The organism is Flavobacterium sp., from assembly GCF_040383245.1.
Classification (GTDB): domain Bacteria; phylum Bacteroidota; class Bacteroidia; order Flavobacteriales; family Flavobacteriaceae; genus Flavobacterium.
The window spans coordinates 171,410-191,219 of record NZ_JBEIDX010000001.1; the positions used below are offsets into that span (position 1 = coordinate 171,410).

General features: G+C 32.9%; 14 protein-coding genes and 2 tRNA genes. 6 read left to right on the forward strand and 10 right to left on the reverse strand.

What is annotated here, in order from left to right:
* Positions 1-39: 39 nt before the first annotated feature.
* Positions 40-1,551 carry a GH3 auxin-responsive promoter family protein gene (locus ABWO08_RS00775; RefSeq protein WP_353083019.1) on the reverse strand — a complete coding sequence of 504 codons (1,512 nt, stop codon included), beginning with the start codon at positions 1,549-1,551 and terminating at the stop codon, positions 40-42.
* 102 nt (positions 1,552-1,653) lie between these two features.
* Between ABWO08_RS00775 and ABWO08_RS00780 the strand changes: the two genes are divergently transcribed.
* Positions 1,654-2,448: a DUF2797 domain-containing protein gene (locus tag ABWO08_RS00780; protein WP_353083021.1), complete on the forward strand. Its 795-nt coding sequence runs from the start codon at positions 1,654-1,656 to the stop codon at positions 2,446-2,448.
* 29 nt (positions 2,449-2,477) lie between these two features.
* Here ABWO08_RS00780 and ABWO08_RS00785 read toward each other — a convergent pair whose 3' ends face one another.
* Entirely contained in the window at positions 2,478-5,054 is a 2,577-nt protein-coding gene (locus ABWO08_RS00785; protein ID WP_353083022.1) for an AsmA-like C-terminal region-containing protein, read from the reverse strand.
* A 154-nt stretch (positions 5,055-5,208) separates the two neighbouring features.
* A complete protein-coding gene (sppA, locus tag ABWO08_RS00790; RefSeq protein ID WP_353083024.1) occupies positions 5,209-6,966 on the reverse strand; it encodes a signal peptide peptidase SppA in 1,758 nt (585 codons plus the stop codon).
* 133 nt (positions 6,967-7,099) lie between these two features.
* Here sppA and folK point away from each other — a divergent pair, with 133 nt between their 5' ends.
* A complete protein-coding gene (gene folK, locus ABWO08_RS00795; protein ID WP_353083026.1) occupies positions 7,100-8,233 on the forward strand; it encodes a 2-amino-4-hydroxy-6-hydroxymethyldihydropteridine diphosphokinase in 1,134 nt (377 codons plus the stop codon).
* Here folK and ABWO08_RS00800 read toward each other — a convergent pair.
* Positions 8,225-8,761 (reverse strand): RNA methyltransferase, encoded by a 537-nt coding sequence (locus ABWO08_RS00800; RefSeq protein WP_353083028.1) that lies wholly within the window; start codon positions 8,759-8,761, stop codon positions 8,225-8,227. The genes folK and ABWO08_RS00800 overlap by 9 nt on opposite strands.
* A gap of 63 nt (positions 8,762-8,824) precedes the next feature.
* Positions 8,825-9,283, reverse strand: coding sequence for a DUF1573 domain-containing protein (locus ABWO08_RS00805; protein WP_353083030.1), 459 nt, complete (start codon positions 9,281-9,283; stop codon positions 8,825-8,827).
* Between the two features lie 152 nt (positions 9,284-9,435).
* Here ABWO08_RS00805 and mutS point away from each other — a divergent pair, with 152 nt between their 5' ends.
* The 4 genes from mutS (at position 9,436) to ABWO08_RS00825 (ending at position 12,870) form a co-directional block, all read left to right on the forward strand.
* A complete protein-coding gene (gene mutS / locus ABWO08_RS00810) occupies positions 9,436-12,042 on the forward strand; it encodes a DNA mismatch repair protein MutS (protein ID WP_353083032.1) in 2,607 nt (868 codons plus the stop codon).
* A 133-nt stretch (positions 12,043-12,175) separates the two neighbouring features.
* Positions 12,176-12,248: transfer RNA gene (locus ABWO08_RS00815), tRNA-Gly, on the forward strand.
* Between the two features lie 111 nt (positions 12,249-12,359).
* Positions 12,360-12,445 (forward strand) — tRNA-Leu (locus ABWO08_RS00820).
* A gap of 59 nt (positions 12,446-12,504) precedes the next feature.
* Positions 12,505-12,870: a DUF1508 domain-containing protein gene (locus ABWO08_RS00825; RefSeq protein WP_353083034.1), complete on the forward strand. Its 366-nt coding sequence runs from the start codon at positions 12,505-12,507 to the stop codon at positions 12,868-12,870.
* 109 nt (positions 12,871-12,979) lie between these two features.
* Here ABWO08_RS00825 and ABWO08_RS00830 read toward each other — a convergent pair whose 3' ends face one another.
* From ABWO08_RS00830 to ABWO08_RS00850, 5 genes are all read right to left on the reverse strand, one after another.
* Positions 12,980-13,198: a hypothetical protein gene (locus ABWO08_RS00830; protein ID WP_353083036.1), complete on the reverse strand. Its 219-nt coding sequence runs from the start codon at positions 13,196-13,198 to the stop codon at positions 12,980-12,982.
* A 154-nt stretch (positions 13,199-13,352) separates the two neighbouring features.
* Positions 13,353-15,497 carry a S46 family peptidase gene (locus ABWO08_RS00835; RefSeq protein WP_353083038.1) on the reverse strand — a complete coding sequence of 715 codons (2,145 nt, stop codon included), beginning with the start codon at positions 15,495-15,497 and terminating at the stop codon, positions 13,353-13,355.
* A 12-nt stretch (positions 15,498-15,509) separates the two neighbouring features.
* Positions 15,510-17,255, reverse strand: a complete 1,746-nt coding sequence (locus ABWO08_RS00840; protein WP_353083040.1) for a DUF4153 domain-containing protein — start codon at positions 17,253-17,255, stop codon at positions 15,510-15,512.
* A 28-nt stretch (positions 17,256-17,283) separates the two neighbouring features.
* Complete coding sequence (locus ABWO08_RS00845; RefSeq protein ID WP_353083042.1) at positions 17,284-18,510, reverse strand: 3-deoxy-D-manno-octulosonic acid transferase; 1,227 nt, start codon at positions 18,508-18,510, stop codon at positions 17,284-17,286.
* 64 nt (positions 18,511-18,574) lie between these two features.
* Positions 18,575-19,810, reverse strand: a complete 1,236-nt coding sequence (locus ABWO08_RS00850; RefSeq protein ID WP_353083044.1) for an ABC transporter permease — start codon at positions 19,808-19,810, stop codon at positions 18,575-18,577.

The following is a 19,810-nucleotide window of genomic DNA, read 5'->3' on the forward strand; positions in this document are numbered from 1 at the left end:
AAATTAACAAAAAAAAGCTCAGAATTTTCTGGGCTTTTTTTATTGCATATCTTTTAATTGTTCCAAATAATCCCTTTGATTAGATAATCTCGGAATTTTATTTTGGCCTCCTAATTTGTCTTTTAATTTTAACCAATCATAAAATAAATTTTCTCGAGCTACATTTATTTTCAATGGGTTTAAGGTCATGTTTTTATAGCGTTTGGCCTCATAATCAGAATTGACAGATTGCAAGGTTTCGTCTAGAACTTTTGCAAATAATGCCAAATCCTCTGGCGTTTTTTTAAACTCTATCATCCATTCGTGAGAGCCTTTTTCTTTATTTTTCATAAAAACCGGAGCCACAGTATAATCTTTTACATCGCAATTCAATTGCGAACAGGTTTTGGCAATGGCTAGATCGGCATTCTCTACCATTAATTCTTCGCCAAATACATTAATGTGGTGTTTGGTTCTTCCAGTAACTCGAATTCTATAAGGATTTAATGAGGTAAATCGAACGGTATCTCCAATTAAGTAGCGCCACAAACCGGAATTGGTTGTAATAACAACTGCATAATTTTTAAACAGCTCTACTTCGGCAAGTGGAATTACAATTTGGTTTGGTGTACCAAAAGTATCCATCGGAATGAATTCATAAAAAATACCATAATCCAACATCAACAATAAATCGTTCGAATAATTCATATCCTGAATAGCAAAAAATCCTTCAGAAGCATTGTAGATTTCGTAGTATTTAAAATCGGAATTGGGTAATATTTTTTGGTATTGTTCTCTATAGGGCTCAAAGTTTACGCCTCCATGAAAATAGACTTCTAGATTGGGCCATAACTCAAATAGGGAGGTGTGATTTGTTTCGGATAAAATTCGGTTGAGTAAGACCAGCATCCAAGAAGGAACCCCCGCAAAACTGGTCACATTTTCTTTTTTGGTTTCGTTGATGATGGCGGTAAGTTTGGTTTCCCATTCACTCATAAGGGAAATCTTATTGCTAGGTGTACTACTAAATTCGGCCCACATCGGCATGTTTTCAATTAATATTGCCGATAAATCACCAAATGAAGAGTTGTTGTTTTCATAAATCTGCGAACTTCCGCCAAGTCGTAAACTCTTACCTAAAAACATTTCCGAGTTTTCGTTGTTGTTCAAATACATGCACAACAAATCTTTGCTTCCTTTATAATGACAATTTTCTAAGGCACTTTCACTTACTGGAATGAATTTACTTTTAGCATTTGTAGTCCCACTTGATTTGGCAAACCATTTTATGGGTTCTGCCCAAAAAACATTTTGTTCTCCTTTTCGCGTGCGTTCAATCAGTGGCTCCAACTCTTCGTAAGTTGAAACCGGAACCCTTTCGCAAAAAGTTTTATAATTTTTTATTGATTCAAAATCTTTTTCTTTGCCCAGTTCTGTATCTTCTGATTTTCGAATTAAATTCATCAATAACTCTTCCTGTACCTCATTAGGATATTTTAAAAACAGCTCAATTTGATGGATGCGCTGTTTTAAAACCCAAGTTGCGATAGAATTAATTATTGGAAATGGCATTTTTATAGTTATGAGTTATGAGTTGTCATTTTTGAATTATAACTTTACCAAAAATAACAAATTTTGTTGAACTTGTAACTTTAATCCTGAAACTTGAAATAAATGATTTACGAAGGGGTATTAACCAAAATGCAAACAGAATATTCGAATCCAATTCAATACTATTTGGTTTTTGAAAATAGTTTTTTGAGTTTGAATCAATTATTGGACAAGAATATTGAAATCAATTTTTTGGGCTACCAATGTTTGCAATGCGGTAAAAAAAAGAAAATATTCCGTCAAGGATTTTGTTACGATTGTTTTATGAGCAGTCCTGCTGCAGGCGATTGGATTATGAAACCCGAATTGAGTACCGCGCATTTAGATCTTGAAGATAGAGATTTAGAATACGAAAAGAGAGTTCAATTGCAGCCACACATTGTGTATTTAGCATTGTCAAGTGAAGTTAAAGTTGGCGTAACAAGAAAAACGCAAGTTCCAACGCGATGGATAGATCAAGGAGCGGTGCAAGCCATTCCGATTGTTGAAGTTCCAAATCGATATTTAGCAGGAATCACAGAGGTTGCCTTAAAAGAGCATTTTGCAGATAAAACCAATTGGCAGAAAATGCTTAAAAATGAAGTTCCTGATGCCGATTTGATTCAGGAAAGAGCCAATTTAAAATATATAATCCCAAAAGAAGTTCAAGAATATTTCCATCCCGAAAAAGAAGATTTATATGATCTTCATTTTCCAGTATTGGAATTTCCCAAAAAAGTCACCAGTTTGAATTTAGATAAAACTCCAAATTTTTCAGGAAAGTTAACGGGCATAAAAGGGCAATATCTAATCTTTCAAGACGGCACGGTTTTTAATGTGCGCACGTTTGAAGGGTATGTTGTAAAGATTAGCTTGTAAATAGCAAATGTTTTGTTCCTCGCAATGACTTATGGAGTTTTCTTTTTGAACAAACCATTCAATAAATCTTTAGCTTGATTCACTACTTTTTTAGTTTTAGTAGTATCCCCCGATTTGGTATTGTTATTAATAATGTTTTCTAAAGCACTTGTGCCTTGTGAAAGCAATTTTTGCTTTTGTTGTTTGGCTATGCTAGTCACTAAACTAGTTGTTGCCGATTTAATATCGGTAGTGACTTTTGGTTTAGAAAAACTTCCTGTTAGGTTTGCATTTACCGGAATATTCTCCAATTTAGAAATTTCACCAGGAGATAATTTTGCCAATAATCCTGCCGCTTCATTCCCTAAATATTTCGCAGGCACATCAAATTTTAAATTGTAATTCATCAATTGATCAAAACCATGAGTTCCTGCAACAGAAACCTTAATGTCCTGGTATTTTATGTCAAATGGTTTTACAGTTACTTTTCCGTCTTGGAATGCTATAGCCATTTTTACATCGTTTACATTCAATTTTTTCAAATCAATAAATTTCAGATTTTGACTTATAGTATTTAAAATATTCGAACCGTTTGGATTAATAGAAGTCCCACTCATTTGACCTAATAAATCTCCATTAAGTGTATTTAAGTTTGGAGTAATTTCTTTATCGTTTAAATCTCCAGATAACTTAACAATAGAATTAAATTTTCCGGTAATTACACCAGCAATTGGAGCAATTTTTTTAAACATATCTAATTGTGTGAAAGTTTGGGTGATGTCTACTTGGTCCATGCCTAATTTCATATTGAAATTAGATATTTTCTCTTTTGTAGAAACCATTCCGTTAAGATCAATCTGTCCTCCAAATACATTTGTTTTCACATTCTCCAATGAAACGGCTTGGTCTTTAATTGCTAATTTTCCCGAACAATTTTTCAAGGTTAAATTATCATAAAGCACAGTGTTGGCTTTAGCAGTTAAAGTACAATTTAAAAATGAAGGTATTTTCATTGCCGTTTTGGTGGACTTTTCATCGGTTTTTGTTGTGGCATCCGTCATAAAATCAGACACAGCGATTTGATTGGAAGCCATGGTAAAATTCCCTTTTAATTCTTGGTTTCGGAAAACAAATCCATAAAAATTATCTAGCGTACCCGTTGCATTAATATCGCTTTTTCCGGTTGTTGCATTAAATTCTTGAAGATTAACGCGGCTTGGATTGAATTGTATTTTGGCACTGCTGATGGTCATTGCTTTTCCAGCATCGTCAACATATTTAAATCCCGCGAGGCTCATTGAACCAGCATTATTGATTTTTTGATAGTCGCTTTTTTCCACAGAAGCCATATCAAATTTGGTCGTTACATCGGCTTTTAATATTCCAGAAAGCGGAATTTTTAATTTTACCGGATAAGCTTTAGAGAAGTTTCCTAAATTGATAGTCCCCTTAAGCGAAGCATCTACTAATGCATTAGTAGCTACATTTTTTATGGTTGCTTTTGCATTAAAAACATCGCGATCAATAGAAAAAGAAAGCTTATCTAAATTAACATAGGTGTCATTCATCACGCCACTTTCATTAATTATTTTAGTATCGATTATGATATTTTTAACCGATTTTGGTAAATCAGGATATTGAAAAGAGGCATTGTTGGATGCAATTGCAATATTAAATTTTGGAACTGAAGTATCTGAAAGTAACCCTTTGGCAAAACCAACCACTGTAAAATCGCCCGAAGTTTTTACATTTTCAATATTACTTCGGTAGGCTGCCGGAATTAATCCTAAGAAATTTTTGAATGAAGAAGTAGGGGTTTTAAATTTCATATCATATAACTGTCCTGTAGAAACCAGTTGTAAAAATCCATTAAACTCTAATTCCAAGTCATTAATCTTGGCTTTGTTTTCCTTAAAAGTATATTTGCTTTTGTCTAAGTCCATTCCCAAAACAGCATCTAATGATACAGCTACATTTTTCATGTAATTCATCTTGTCCATGCTCATCGATACTTTGGCTGTGGTTTTGGTATCTAAATCTAAAATATTGTTTGTAAAATCGCCAGAGCCCGAATGGTTAATGCTGTCCAACTCCATTTTTATTTTAGTAGCTTCGTTGGTGAATCTGAATTTAAAATTTTCAACTTCGTAATTGTTTATTTTAAATGCTAAGGGTTTGCTTTTATCGGCACTTTCCTGCTTCTTATTTTTCAAGGCAATGTCGTAATTACCCACACCCTCTTTGTTAAAAATAATGTTTATTAATCCATTTTTAGACGCAACACCTTCAATTTTCATTGGATCATTAGCATCATTAAAAAGTTCCATCACCGACATTTTTATATTCAGTTCTTGAAACGCCACTAAGGTGTCACCTTCAAAAGGGGCTTTGTTTATTACGGCTAATTTTTCGATTGAAATAGTAGCTTTTGGAAAACTAGAAAACAAACTTAAATCGGCATTTTTAAATGTTATTTTAGCATCAACATTATCATTAAGTGCTTTTGTTATTTTTTCTTGTATCTTGTCTTTAAACAAATATGGAACTGAAAAAGCTGCTACAAATAGCACCAATAAAACAATTCCACTAATTTTCAAAACTTTCTTAAATACCATTTTCTTATCCATAATCTACTTATCTATTTTTCTTGTTCTTTCTATCTAAAGTTAAAAAACAAAAACGAATTAATCGTTAAAATTGTGTTATAAATTCCCTTAATTTACTTAATAAAAAAATCCGCTTTTTAGTAAAACGGATTTTTTGTATTTTAGTGTTGAAAGTTTATTTTATTTTCAATTCGTAAGCCATTCGAGCTTGCATTCCTTTTTGGGATGTCATCTGTTTTACATGTTTTAACACCTCATAATTTTCTGCTCCAATTGACTCTTTTATGATACTTTCTTTGCTTTGTGCTATACCAAATTGTGATAAAATATCTCCAATTTCTTTATCAATTTCTGGATAATTTTTAGTTCTGTATTGGTTTGTTTTACCAAGTTTAGCTGCCTCATTTAAGGCTTCATCCATACCACCAATTTTATCTACAAGTCCAATTTTAAGTGCGTCTTGACCACTCCACACTCTTCCTTGTCCAATGGCATCAACTTGTGCTGTTGTTAGTTTTCTACCTGCAGCAACTCTTTGTAAAAATATCCCATATATTCTTTCCACTCCTTCTTGTGCAAAGCCTCTGTAGTTTTCGTCTAACGGTTTGAACGGACTGTACTCTGCCGCGTTGGAATTAGTTTTAACGAGTTCCGTTGAGATTCCAATTTTTTTAGCTGCTTCCGAAAAGTTAGGCAATAAACCAAAAACACCTATTGATCCGGTAATGGTATTTGCTTCCGCAAATATTTTATTCGCATTACAAGCAATATAATAACCGCCAGATGCAGCATAATCTCCCATAGAAACCACAACAGGTTTTACTTTTTTAGTAATTTCAATTTCTCTCCAAATCAATTCTGAAGTTAAGGCATTTCCACCCGGACTATTAATTCGTAAAACAATTGCTTTTACATTTTTATCTTTTCTTGCATCTTGAAGTGAACGACGCATTGATCCTTCACCAATTTCATTTACATCACCTTCTCCACTGCCAATTTCTCCCTGCGCATAAATAACTGCAATAACATCTTTTGATGAAAAATCAATGGTTGAAAGTGCTACTTCATTTGCATAATCAGATATGGAAACTGTATTGTAGTCTTCGTCAGATTTTACTTGAAGTGCTTTTCTGATGTCGTTATGATAAATATCTTCATAGGCAATAATGTCTACCAAGTTTTCTTTTTTAGCCATTTCGGGTGTTCTAGCTAATAGACCTTCTGCAATTTGATTTAATCTTTCGGTTGTTACTTTTCTGCTTTTTGCTATGTCAACCAAAATAGAATTCCAAATAGAGCTTAATAATTGGGTAGTTTGTTCCCGGTTGGCTTCGCTCATTTTATTTTCTAAAAAGGGCTCCACTGCACTTTTGTATTTCCCGTGGCGAATTACTTCCATTTTTAATCCCGATTTATCTTCAAAATCTTTAAAGAACATAATTTCTGCAGATAAACCTTTAAAACTAAAATCGCCAATTGGATTAATGTAAATTTTGTTGGCAACCGAATTTAAAAAATATTCTTTTTGGGAATAACTATCCGCATAAGAATAAATGAATTTCCCTGATTTTTTAAAGTCTTCCAGCTGATCACGAAGTGCTTTTGTTTGCGCAATCCCTAAATCGGAAACTGAGTTCAGTATCGAAATTCCTTTAATCTTATCGTCAGTTTTAGCGTGTTCAATTGCTTTTATCACATCCGATAACCCATTATGATCTGCTACTGTATAGTCAAAATCTTTAAAATTGACTTTCCCTGCATAATCATATTTTATTTCAGACAAATCCAATTCAATTACTGAATTGTCTTTAATAGTAACCGTATCTTCCGAGCTGCTGAAAAGTGCTCCAATTACCACGAGTCCAAAAAAACTAACCATAAAAAACACAAACAACCCTACAATCGTTGCTAATACATTACTTAAAAACTTCATAATATTTAATTTTTCAATTAGTTGCGTGATGTTGATTTTTGTTACAGAATCAATTTAGAGTAAACAAAATAGTTATCAACAGAAAGCACAAATATACTTTAATTCTGAATTTCTTTTAGTTATTTTGTAGACTATGAATTTGCAACAACAAATAATCCTATCATTAGGCAGTAATCAAGGAAATCGTCATGAAAATATTGAGCAAGCCATTGCTTCAATACATCATGAAGTTGCTACTGTTGTGAAGGTTTCTTCTTTATATGAATCGGATTCTTGGGGATTTGAAAGTGACTCTTTTTACAATTGCGCTGTTGCCGTTCATACTAATTTAACTCCGGTTAAATTAATTAAGAAAATTCTAAAGCTTGAAAAAAAGTTAGGCAGAATTAGAACGGATAGTTCAACTTATTTACCTCGAATAATTGACATTGATATTATCGCTTTTGGAGCAGAGGTTTTGCAATCTGATTTGCTTGAGGTTCCTCATAAACAGTTACAAAATCGTCTTTTTGTTTTGTTGCCACTTTCAGAGATTGTTTCCGATTGGATGCATCCATTTACAAATAAATCAATTTCCGAATTACTAACAGCATGCACCGATTCAGGGGCTTGTACTAAAATAGCACCACTTACTGCGCCACTTTCTATAATTAGTTTAGAAAATTTTAATTACATCGCAGTCGAAGGTAATATTGGCGCCGGAAAAACTACTTTGGTTTCTAAAATAGCAGAAGATTTTAATGCCAAAACGGTTTTTGAACGCTTTGCTGATAATCCTTTTTTGCCAAAATTTTATAAAGATCAAAACCGATATGCATTTCCGTTAGAGATGTCTTTTTTAGCTGATCGCTACCAACAAATATCAGATGATTTAGCACAATTTGATTTATTTAAAGATTTCATTGTGGCCGATTACCACATTTTTAAATCTTTAATTTTTGCAAAAGTAACTTTGGCAGAAGATGAGTTTAGATTGTATAAAACGCTATTTGATATTATCTATAAAGAATTGCCAAAGCCCGATTTGTATATTTATTTATATCAAAATACAGAGCGGTTACTTCAAAATATTAAACGAAGAGGTAGAAGTTACGAGCAAGAAATTCCTGCCGAATATTTAGATAAAATCAATAACGGCTATTTGGATTATATCAAAACCCAACAAGATTTGAATGTTCTAATTATAGACGTCTCGGAACGTGATTTTGTAAAAAATCAAGAAGATTATATTTTTGTCTTAGAGGAAATTCAAAAGAAATTAGCTTAAGTTTTTCATTTTTTGAAATAAATCCCAAACTACTATTCCAGCACTAACCGAAATATTTAAGGAATGTTTGGTTCCCAATTGTGGTATTTCAATACAACCGTCACACATTTTTATGGCTTCTTGAGAAACGCCATATACTTCGTTTCCAAAAACTAATGCATATTTATTTTGTTTTATAGGTTGAAAATTATCTAGAAAGACAGCATTTTCAACTTGTTCAATTGCATAAACAATTGTGTTTTCAGCTTTTAATTTGGAGATAACTTCTAATACATCTTTAGCATATTCCCAAGCCACAGTATCTGTAGCGCCCAGAGCGGTCTTATGAATTTCTTTGTTTGGAGGCGTAGCGGTAATTCCGCACAAGTAAATTTTTTCGATTAAAAAAGCATCCGAAGTTCTAAATACTGAACCAATATTATGCAAACTTCTAATGTCATCAAGAATAATGACGATAGGAGTTTTGTCGGCCAATTTAAAATCAGTAACCGTTTTACGGTCTAATTCACTATTTTCTAATTTACGCATTACTTATTAGTTAAAAAAAAAGCTTCCGTTTAACTGGAAGCTTTAAATTATATATAAAAAATATTAGCTTTTTGATTCAGTAGCTGGAGTTGGAGCATCTGGTAATACATTACCTTTAATAGTAAGAACTTTAGTTTCTTGACCTGCAGCGTTAGATTTAACAGTTACTGTTTTTGTAAATTGACCAACTCTATCAGTTGCATAGTGAACTTTAATTACACCTTTAGCACCTGGAGCGATATCACCTTCTGGTTTTTGAGGAACTGTACATCCACAAGAACCTTGAGTACTTTCAATTTTTAGAGGCTTGTTACCATTGTTAGTAAGTACAAACTCTCTATCTCCATTTGCATTGTGTGGTATAGTACCATAGTCAATAGTTTCATTTTCAAAAACCATTCCTGCACCATCTACTTTTGGAGATACTACTTTAGTAGCAGCAGCTTTTTTAGAATCTTTTTGTGCGTTAACCGAAGTTACACCGAATATAGCTAAAGCAGCTAATAATACAATTTTTTTCATTTTCTATTAGAATTAAAGAATTAACAAGCAAATCTAATTAAAAAAACCAAAGTTAGCTCATAAAAAAAACTTAATTTTTAAAATTTATTTCTATCGATGTTTTTTGAATAGAAATAATTAAATTCGTACACTTAATAAATAAATTGCACAACTTGTCTTCAAAAGAAAAAAATCCAAAGGAAACCCCGTTAATGAAACAGTACAACGAGATTAAAAGGAAATATCCTGATGCTTGTTTGTTGTTTAGAGTGGGTGATTTTTATGAAACTTTTGGAGAAGATGCCATTCGAGCATCTAAAATTTTAGGAATAATACTTACAAAAAGAGGCGCAGGATCTGAAACGGAAACTGCCTTGGCAGGGTTCCCACATCATTCTATAAATACCTATTTGCCTAAACTGGTTAAAGCCGGACTTCGCGTTGCCATTTGCGACCAATTGGAAGATCCAAAAATGACTAAAACCATTGTGAAAAGAGGTGTAACCGAATTAATTACTCCGGGTGTTTCGATGAATGATGAGGTGTTACAATCCAAATCAAATAATTTTTTAGCCTCGGTTTATTTTGGTAAAAAGAACTTAGGAGTTTCGTTTTTGGATGTTTCTACCGGAGAATTTTTAACAGCTCAAGGAAATGAAGAATACATTGATAAGTTGCTTCAAAATTTCAGCCCGAGTGAAGTATTAATTCAGAAGAATAATAAAAATCAATTTAAGGATGCCTTTGGCGAAGATTTTAATGCTTTTTATTTAGAAGATTGGATTTACAAAGAAGATTATGCCCTAGAAACATTAACCAATCATTTTCAAACCAATTCATTAAAAGGATTTGGAGTTGAAGAGTTAATGGATGGTATTATTTCTGCAGGTGCTATTTTATATTATTTATCAGAAACTCAACACAATAAAATTCAGCATATAACTAATATTCAGCGTATTGCTGAAGATGCGTATGTATGGATGGACCGATTTACGATTCGTAATTTAGAATTATACCATAGTTACAACCCCAATGCGGTAACCTTATTGGATGTGATAGACAAGACGCTTTCGCCAATGGGAGGCCGATTGTTAAAACGTTGGTTGGCACTGCCTTTAAAGGATTTAGATAAAATTAGAGGCCGACACGAAGTGGTTTCTTATTTGTTGGAAAACCAAGAAATTTTACATCAAATTCAACATCAAATCAAGCAAATATCTGATTTGGAGCGATTGATTTCTAAAATAGCTACCGGTAAAGTTTCGCCTCGCGAAGTGATTTATTTAAAAGATTCATTAGACGCTATTATTCCTATTAAAGAGTTGGCTTTGAAAAGTCCGCAAGAGGCTGTTCGGGTTATTGGAGATAGTTTCCATAGCTGTGATTTGCTTCGCGAAAAAATAAAAACTACACTTAATCCCGATGCACCGGTTGCTATTGCAAAAGGAAACGCAATTGCTGTTGGAGTTCATGCCGAATTAGATGAATTGCGCGCCATTGCTTTTTCGGGTAAAGAGTTTTTAGAAGGCATTGAAAAAAGAGAATCGGAAGCGACTGGAATTTCCTCATTAAAAATATCATTTAATAATGTTTTTGGTTATTATATAGAGGTCCGAAATACCCATAAAGATAAAGTTCCAACCGAATGGATTCGCAAGCAAACACTTGTCAATGCAGAAAGATACATTACCGAAGAATTAAAAGAATACGAATCAAAAATTCTAGGTGCCGAAGAAAAAATACATCAAATTGAAGCGCAATTGTTTGATCAATTGGTGCAATGGATTGCGACCTATATTAAGCCAGTGCAAATGAATGCTAATTTAGTAGCGCAATTGGATTGCTTAACTTCTTTTGCGCAATTGGCTCAAGAAAACAAATATGTTTGTCCTGCCATGGACGATAGTTTTGAGTTGGAAATCACAAACGGAAGACATCCTGTAATTGAAAAGCAACTGCCTGTTGGAGTGCCTTATATTGCGAATGATGTGTTTTTAGATAGAGATTCCCAACAATTAATTATGATTACGGGTCCGAATATGTCTGGTAAATCGGCTATTTTGAGACAAACGGCCTTGTTAGTTTTGTTGGCTCAAATGGGAAGTTTTGTCCCTGCAGATTCCCTGCGAATGGGTGTTGTGGATAAAATATTTACTAGAGTAGGCGCAAGCGATAATATTTCGATGGGCGAATCTACTTTTATGGTGGAGATGAACGAAACGGCTTCAATTTTGAATAATATTTCCGATAGAAGTTTGGTGCTTCTTGATGAAATTGGTAGAGGAACTAGCACCTACGACGGTATTTCTATTGCATGGGCTATCGCCGAATTTTTACACGAAAATCCTGCACGACCTAAAACACTTTTCGCAACCCATTATCATGAGCTAAATGAAATGTGTGAGCAATTGCCTCGAATACATAATTTTAATGTTTCTGTAAAAGAATTAAAAGACACCGTGTTATTTATCCGAAAATTAGTTCCTGGCGGAAGTGCACATAGCTTTGGTATTCATGTTGCTAAAATGGCAGGAATGCCACAAATAGTGATTCAGAAGGCGCAAAAATTATTAAAAAAATTAGAGAAAGACCATTCTAGTGATGCATTGCACGGCATAAAATCGAATAAGGATGAAATGCAGCTGAGTATTTTTAATTTAGATGATCCTTTGTTGGAAGAAGTTAAAGAGGATATTATTGGTTTAGACATTAATACTCTAACGCCAATGGAGGCTTTAATGAAACTAAATGAATTAAAACGAATGCTTAGTAAAAAGTAATCTTTAGGTTATCAGAGGGTTAAGATATTCGTCATTTTTTTATTAAAAAGGTTTGTATAATTCAATATTAGTGTTACATTTGCATCCGCAATACGGTAGAAGTATTGTTCATGTTCCTATAAAATTTGATAATGCGAAAATAGCTCAGTTGGTAGAGCGCGACCTTGCCAAGGTCGAGGTCGCGGGTTCGAGCCCCGTTTTTCGCTCAACCAACTATAACTTTTTTAGTTTTATAAACTTAAAAGTATTCGCTCGGATGGTGTTGTATTTAATTAATTTTTTCTAAAAATTAGAATATAACAGTAGAAAAGCATAACGCTCGGATGGTGAAATTGGTAGACACGCTGGACTTAAAATCCAGTGAACAGCAATGTTCGTGCGGGTTCAAGTCCCGCTCTGAGTACTAAAAGCTTCAAACTTAATGTTTGGAGCTTTTTTGTTTTATTAAACTTGTGTTTCTGTATGGGTACTTTTGTAATTACCAAGCGGCTTAATGGTTCATATAAATATGAATTTAACTCGCGAAAAGGTAAAGCCATTTTAATTAGCGAAGATTACGAACTCCGTTTTGAATGCGAAGAAGCAATCGAAGCGTTAAAGAAGGCTGTAGATGTGATTTTCTTTATGCGATTCAAGACTAAAAACGGTAAGATGTACTTTAAGGTAATCGTAGATGAAAAAGAAGTTGCTATAAGTAGAAAATACAATACCCAATTTTTAATGGAAAAAGGAATTGCTGAGATTACTCGATCACTACATGTATCTGAAATATTAGATTTTTCTTTTCCTGCAGATGTATTTTCCCCAGCTGAAGATATTTTTGGATAACATTTAATTTAAATGATTCGTCTGTCTGAGCCTGTCGAAGACTTAAAATTAAGCATAAAAAAAGCTCCGCATTGCGGAGCTTTGATTTTAAATCAGAACTAAGTTCTAATTATTTTTTTGCAGGTGCAGCAGCTTCAGCAGCTGGAGCAGCAGCTTCAGCAGCAGCAGTTGTGTCAACAGCAGCAGTATCAGCTACAGCAGCAGTATCAACAGCAGCAGTGTCAACAGCAGTTGTGTCAGCAGCAGCAGCATCAGCGTTTTCAGATTGTTTACAAGATACTACAGTTAATGCAGCGATAACAGCTAAACTTAAAAATACTTTTTTCATCTTAATTTAATATAAAAGGTTAATTATTAATTCGGAGCAAAGATATAATTTTTTTTTATTGAAAAAACTTTTATTTCACTTTTTTAAAAATTTTCTCCTTGAATTCCATTTTTTATTTATCAATTTTCATGCCAAACTTAAAGAAATGTTAAATTTATTTCTTTTTTGTGGTTTGAACTAGCTTTAATTCATTTATAATATTCTGAGCACCAGCGAATTTATCAATTATGAATAATACAAATCGCGCATCAACCATAATATTTCTACAGATATCTGGAGAGTAAAAAATATCGCTCATAGTGCCTTCCCATACTCTATCAAAATTCAGGCCAATTAAATTTCCGTTAGCATCTAATGCAGGACTACCCGAATTTCCTCCTGTAGTGTGGTTGGTTGCAATAAAGCAAACCGGCATTTTTCCATTTACACCATAGGTGCCGTAATTTTTTGTTTGGTATAAGTCGATTAATTTTTGAGGCACATCAAATTCATAATCTCCCGGAATATATTTTTCCATGACTCCATCTAAAGTTGTAAATGGCTCATAGTAAACGGCATCATTAGGTTCATAACCTTTCACTTTTCCATAAGTAACTCTTAGTGTACTATTGGCATCTGGGAAGTTTCTTTGATTTGGGAACAATTCCAAGATGGCTTTCATGTAGGTTCTTTGAGTTGCTATATTTTTTAAATTTAAAGCATCATAAGTTGGCGCTACTTTTGAAGTATAAGCGTCCGCCATGGCTTTAATTAATTGATATCCGTTATCGTTATTTATTTTTTCAATAACTGTTTTTGAATCTCCTTCTAATAATTCTCTAAATGCGTTCAAAGAAGTTAGTTTTGAATTAGAAAAGATAGCATTTGTTAACTGCGAAGCGTCTACATTTAGCAAGTTTTCCGGAAGAAATTGTTTAGGCGATTTAGTAGCATATAATTGAATTAATTGCTCAAATACATTTTTATCTACTTCGGCATTGTAATCTTTATAAAAATCATCAATTCCTTTAGAAAGAGTATTTTTTCTATCGTTAAATGATTGCTCGCCTTTGCTAGCTAATAATTGCTCTAATTGATATAATTTGTATCCAACAGCTAATATTTCGGTATTTCTTAAAGCCACTTCGGTAAAGTAATCTCTAGCCAAAGCATAGTCTTTAATTTCAGAATAATTTTTTTCAAAATCAGAAAGTAAAGTTCCGTATTCGGCTTGTTTTCCTGCTTGAATCACTTTTTCTTGGAATAGTTTTTCAAATTTTTGCTTTGCTGCAACGGCATTGGCTTTTTTCAACCCTTTGGTTTCTCCCGCCCATTTTTTCCAATAATTGGCAACACCAGCATATTTGGAAGCATATTGAATTTTGATCGCTTGGTCTTTTCTCATAAAGCGATCTTGAACTTTTAGCGCCGCATCACGAACTTCTATTTTGGCTGGATTTAAAGTTTCAACAATTTGATTTACCGCAACTGAAGGCAAATATTCTTGCGTTCTTCCTGGATATCCCATAACCATTGTAAAGTCGTTTTCTTTCACGCCAGAAGTTGAAATTGGAAAGAATTTTTTAGGTTTATAAGGTACATTATCTGCAGAATACGCTGCCGGATGGTTGTTTTTATCGGCATAAATTCTAAACAATGAAAAGTCCCCAGTGTGTCTTGGCCAAACCCAATTATCGGTATCTGAGCCAAATTTTCCAATAGAGCTAGGTGGAGCTCCTACGAAACGAATGTCTTTAAAAGTTTCGGTTACAAATAATAGGTATTGGTTTCCGTCGTAAAAGGTTCTAATTTTATTCTCTTGCCATGATTCTTTTGGCAAAGAATTACTTAAAGAAGAAATATTATCTTGAATTTTCTTTTGTTTTTCAGCTTCTGTAGCAAGTGTAGCAACCCCTTCCATAACTTTGGCAGTTACATCTTCTATACGCACAACGAACATCACCGTCATATTTGGATTGGTTAATTCGTCTTCCATTTTGTATGCCCAAAATCCATCACGAAGGTAATCGTGCTCAACAGTTGAATGATTTTGAATAGCATCAAATCCGCAATGGTGGTTGGTTAAAATTAATCCTTTATCTGAAATTACTTCGGCAGTACATCCGCCATCAAATTGCGGAACCGCATCTTTAAGGCTCGATTGGTTTGCGTCATAAATATCTTTGGCAGAAATTTTCATTCCCAACGATTTCATTTCGGTTTCGTTCATTCCTTTCAATAAAGAAGGAATCCACATACCGCCTTGTTGCGCTTGGGTTTGAAATACAAATAATAAGAGTGCTAATTTTAAAAATTTCATGGATTTAGGTTTTTATTTTGATTTTACTAAATAGATTGTTTCTTCAAAGTTATAGTTATTTCCTTTTGTATACCAATTAATGGAGTTAAATAGAATTTTTATTTGGTAGTTTTTAAAATCAACTGTAAAGGACAAATCATCAACTAAAACATCTTTGGAAGCGGATTTGTATTTGTTGCAAAAGGCTTTTATTTGCGGCATAATGTCTTTTACTTCTTCATTTATTTTTATTTCAAAAGTAGGGTTTTGATAATTATATGTATTTGTAATATTAATTAAATCCTTGCCAATAGTTGTCTCTATATTACCTCGGTTTTCACTATTTAAAATATATTGATAATCTTTAATTTCGTAGGTGTTTTTCTTGGTGTAAATTCTAACATAGTTATCTACCCCTTTGTTTGTGTAGGTTACATTTTTAAATAAACCGTTGTACCAATACTTGTCTTTTTCAACTAATGCTTTAGTTTCAGCATTTAAAAAAGTTTTTAAATATTCTTTATCACTGCGTTGACTCAGGTATTCAAATTTACTTTCTACCTCGTTTTTCAACGAATCTGCAATTGGAGCTTTAAAATCGATTAAGCCATTTACCATTAATTTATTGTTGGTAAGGATTTGTTTTAATTCATTTTCCTGACTTTTTTTTGAGACTGAAAACGCATTAATATAGGGGAAAATCAGAGCAAAAACTCCGAATGCAAATAAGGAAATCGGAATGAACTTAATAGTGGCTCTTTTTGAAAAAATAAAATAAAATACAACTGTAGTAAGCCACACCGAAATTAATAATACAAAGTAACGGGCTTCGGTATAACCATATTGTAAAACTCTAGTGAAAATAGCCACAAAAAGCAATACAATTAATGGAATCAAGGTGTAATAAAATATTTTACTAAATAAAATAATCCAAGATTTTGCTTTTTCTTTATGTAATGGATGCACCAATAAAAGTGCAAAAATTCCAACAATGGAGTAGGCAAGCACTAAATAAGAAACCCAACCTCTTGGTAATTCCCAGTTAATGGTGATTTTTAAGCAATAAAAATATAAGATTACCACATAAATAATCAATAGCGGAATTAATATAAATTGAGTGAAGAATTTAAAAACCACTGGATACGAACCTTCTTTTTCAAGGTATTCTAACCCCGATTCGTTAAAAAGTAAAAAGATACTTGTGCTTCCTAATATGGATAAAGCGGCAAATGTTTCGAGATAAATCTCACCTTTAAAATCAAAGTTAAATAACTCTTGAACAGCTAAAATAGCCAGTTGCACCCCGCTTGTTAATACTCCGGTGAATACTGCTGTAAGAAATAAATTAATGAATAAGTTCTTGTTGTATTGCCAAAAATTGGTTTCTTCATTTTCATTTTTTGTAAACGAAATAAAAGCTACCAATAAATGGGAAAGAATAAAAGTAGGAACAATAATAAACCCGTAAACTTCAGAGAAATTTTTCTCTTCACTCGGAAAAACAAAGAAAAACCCAATTAAAAACAAGATCCCGGTAAGTTGCCAAACCAATCCGTTTTTGATTCTTTGTGCTAGCATTTTTAATGCAAATTGAGAAGAAATACCTAAAGCAAAAGTGATTCCTAATCGCAATAATAAATATTCCTCTACATTATTTGGATTCGTTTCAATTCCGTAAACAATTACAATTACGGTTGCCAAAGACATTAATAACACTAACGGATAGTTTAAAACTAGCGCTGTAATTTTAGATAAAACAAGGCTAAATTTGTTTTTCATAATTTCAAAAATTTAAGTAATCTATTAGTTAAATATTTTTCAAAATAGTTACAGTGGCGCCTTTATTCATTTGAACAAATGTTTCGCAAATATGTCCTTTTTCGTGTCGAATGTCTTCGTTGGAAATTAAATTATCAAATGCTTCATTTAATTCTTTTTGATTGGAAATAGAAACACAGCCTCCTTGATGTACTAAAGCTGTTGCTTCAGCAAAGTGCGAATAATTTGGCCCAATTACAATTGGAACTCCAAAAGTTGCAGGTTCCAGAATGTTATGCACTCCGGGATTTCCAAATCCTCCGCCTACATAAGCAATATCGGCATAAGAATAAATTTTGGTTAAAATTCCAATGGTGTCGATTATGAAAATTTGAAATTCATTTAGATTCTGATTTTCTTTTTCAGAATACAAAATGGTCTTTTTTGTGATTAACGTTTGAAGTTTATCGATTTCTGGTTTATGAATGTTATGCGGCGCAATTATAAATTTCAAATCTGCGGAAGCAGAATTAATATAATTAACCAATAAACTTTCATCTTTTGGCCATGAACTTCCTATAACAATTGTTGTTTTTTGGTCTTTAAATTGTTCAATAAAATCTAAAGAATTATCTCTTTCTAAAATAGAAACTACTCGGTCAAAACGGGTGTCTCCAGAAATTTTTACATTAGTAAATCCAATGCTTTGTAATAGTTTTTTTGAATTTTCGTTTTGCACAAAAAAGTAATCAAATGTATTTAGTGCGTTTCTGTAAAAACCTCCGTATCCTTTAAAAAAGGCTTGATTTTCTCTAAATATTCCTGAAATCAAATAGGTTTTTATAGTGCGTTTTTTTAATTCGTTAAGGTAATTTGGCCAAAATTCATACTTAATAAAAAATACCATTTCGGGGTGAACCAATTCTACAAATAATTGCGCATTGTGCTTGGTGTCTAGTGGCAAGTAAATGGTTAAATCGGCTACGGTGTTGTTTTTTCGAACTTCATATCCCGAAGGTGAAAAAAAGGTAACTACAATTTTGTGGTCAGGAAATTTAATTTTGATTTGTTCAATAACTGGCAACCCTTGTTCGTATTCACCTAAGGAAGCCGCGTGAAACCAAATGGTTTTGTCTGAAGGATTTATTTTTTCTCTAATTCTCTCAAAAACACCTTTTCTTCCATCAACAAAAAGTTTCATTTTCGGATTAAAAAGCGCCAAGAGTTGTATCACTTGGAATGCGAATAACAGAATAAGATTATAGAGAAATAGCATCTTTTTTTATTTGTGTTGCTAAGTTAAGTTATTTTGAAACAGGTTTAGAAATTTTCACTTTTCATTAATCAAAACGAATGGTTTTTGCAGGGACAATTTTGGTAATTAAATACGACGGAATTAACAAAACAACCAAACAAACAACAACCGTTCCTATATTTAGCGCAGCGATGAATAATAAATTAATATCAACAGGAGCAACGGTTACATAATAATTTTCAGGAGGTAATTTTATGATTCCAAAGTATTTTTGAATTACCAATAATCCAATTCCAATAAAATTTCCCCAAAATAATCCACGAAGAATAAGATAGTAGGCATTGTAAAGAAATATTTTTCGGATGCTCCAATTATTGGCTCCCATCGATTTTAGAATTCCAATCATTTGGGTTCTTTCTAAAATCAAAACAAGTAAAGCTACAACCATATTGATGGTAGAAACCACAATCATAATAATGAGAATGACCACAATGTTAAAGTCAAAAAGTTTGAGCCAATCAAAAATATAAGAATATTTTTCTTCGATGGTTTGCGATTTTAATACAGAGGAAGTTTCTTGATATACTTCGTCTCCTTTTTGTTTTATTTGTGTAAAATCGGATATAAAAACTTCAAAACAACCCACTTGATCTGGGCTCCATCTGTTCATTCTTTGTAAGTGGCGAATGTCTCCCAAGATATAAGAAGAATCAAATTCTTGCATGCCCGAATTGTAAATGCCTACAATTTTAAATCGGCGGATGTTTGGCAAACCATTTCCATTTTGCTTCATGAATAAGGTATTGAAATTGGCACCCAATTTTAAATTAAGACGGTTAGCTAAATACTCAGAAATTACAATTTCATTGTTTAATTCCCCTTTTAGATTAGGAATCGTACCCGAAACCAAATATTCTTTTAGGTTTTCCCAGTCAAAATCTTTACCAACTCCTTTGTAAATTATTCCTTCAAAATCGGTTGCGGTTCTAATAATTCCAACCTTGGTTACCACAGCTTGAACGTGTTGAATACCTTCTATATTTTTAAATTTAGGATAAAATTTTTGATGAATCGAAATGGGCTCTGTGCTCACATCCGATTCGTTTCCATTGAAATTTGAAATAATAATGTGTCCGCTGAATGCAGCAACTTTTTGACGAATTTTTTGTTGTAATCCAATCCCGGTTGCAATTGAAACGATCATCATAATCATGCCCAACGCAATTGCAGTGATTGCAATTTTTATTATTGGCGCAGAAATACTACTTTTATGGTCTTTAGTAGTAAGGAGTCGTTTGGCTATGAAATGCTCGAAGTTCAA

What these genes read in the sequence shown, in the direction of transcription:
- ABWO08_RS00785 (WP_353083022.1), bottom strand. Translation starts at nt 5,054, where the DNA reads ATGGATAAGAAAATGGTATTTAAGAAAGTTTTGAAAATTAGTGGAATT.
- ABWO08_RS00800 (WP_353083028.1), bottom strand. Translation starts at nt 8,761, where the DNA reads ATGCGTAAATTAGAAAATAGTGAATTAGACCGTAAAACGGTTACTGAT.
- ABWO08_RS00780 (WP_353083021.1), top strand. Translation starts at nt 1,654, where the DNA reads ATGATTTACGAAGGGGTATTAACCAAAATGCAAACAGAATATTCGAAT.
- ABWO08_RS00835 (WP_353083038.1), bottom strand. Translation starts at nt 15,497, where the DNA reads ATGAAATTTTTAAAATTAGCACTCTTATTATTTGTATTTCAAACCCAA.
- ABWO08_RS00805 (WP_353083030.1), bottom strand. Translation starts at nt 9,283, where the DNA reads ATGAAAAAAATTGTATTATTAGCTGCTTTAGCTATATTCGGTGTAACT.
- ABWO08_RS00775 (WP_353083019.1), bottom strand. Translation starts at nt 1,551, where the DNA reads ATGCCATTTCCAATAATTAATTCTATCGCAACTTGGGTTTTAAAACAG.
- folK (WP_353083026.1), top strand. Translation starts at nt 7,100, where the DNA reads ATGAATTTGCAACAACAAATAATCCTATCATTAGGCAGTAATCAAGGA.
- ABWO08_RS00825 (WP_353083034.1), top strand. Translation starts at nt 12,505, where the DNA reads ATGGGTACTTTTGTAATTACCAAGCGGCTTAATGGTTCATATAAATAT.
- ABWO08_RS00840 (WP_353083040.1), bottom strand. Translation starts at nt 17,255, where the DNA reads ATGAAAAACAAATTTAGCCTTGTTTTATCTAAAATTACAGCGCTAGTT.
- sppA (WP_353083024.1), bottom strand. Translation starts at nt 6,966, where the DNA reads ATGAAGTTTTTAAGTAATGTATTAGCAACGATTGTAGGGTTGTTTGTG.
- ABWO08_RS00845 (WP_353083042.1), bottom strand. Translation starts at nt 18,510, where the DNA reads ATGCTATTTCTCTATAATCTTATTCTGTTATTCGCATTCCAAGTGATA.
- ABWO08_RS00830 (WP_353083036.1), bottom strand. Translation starts at nt 13,198, where the DNA reads ATGAAAAAAGTATTTTTAAGTTTAGCTGTTATCGCTGCATTAACTGTA.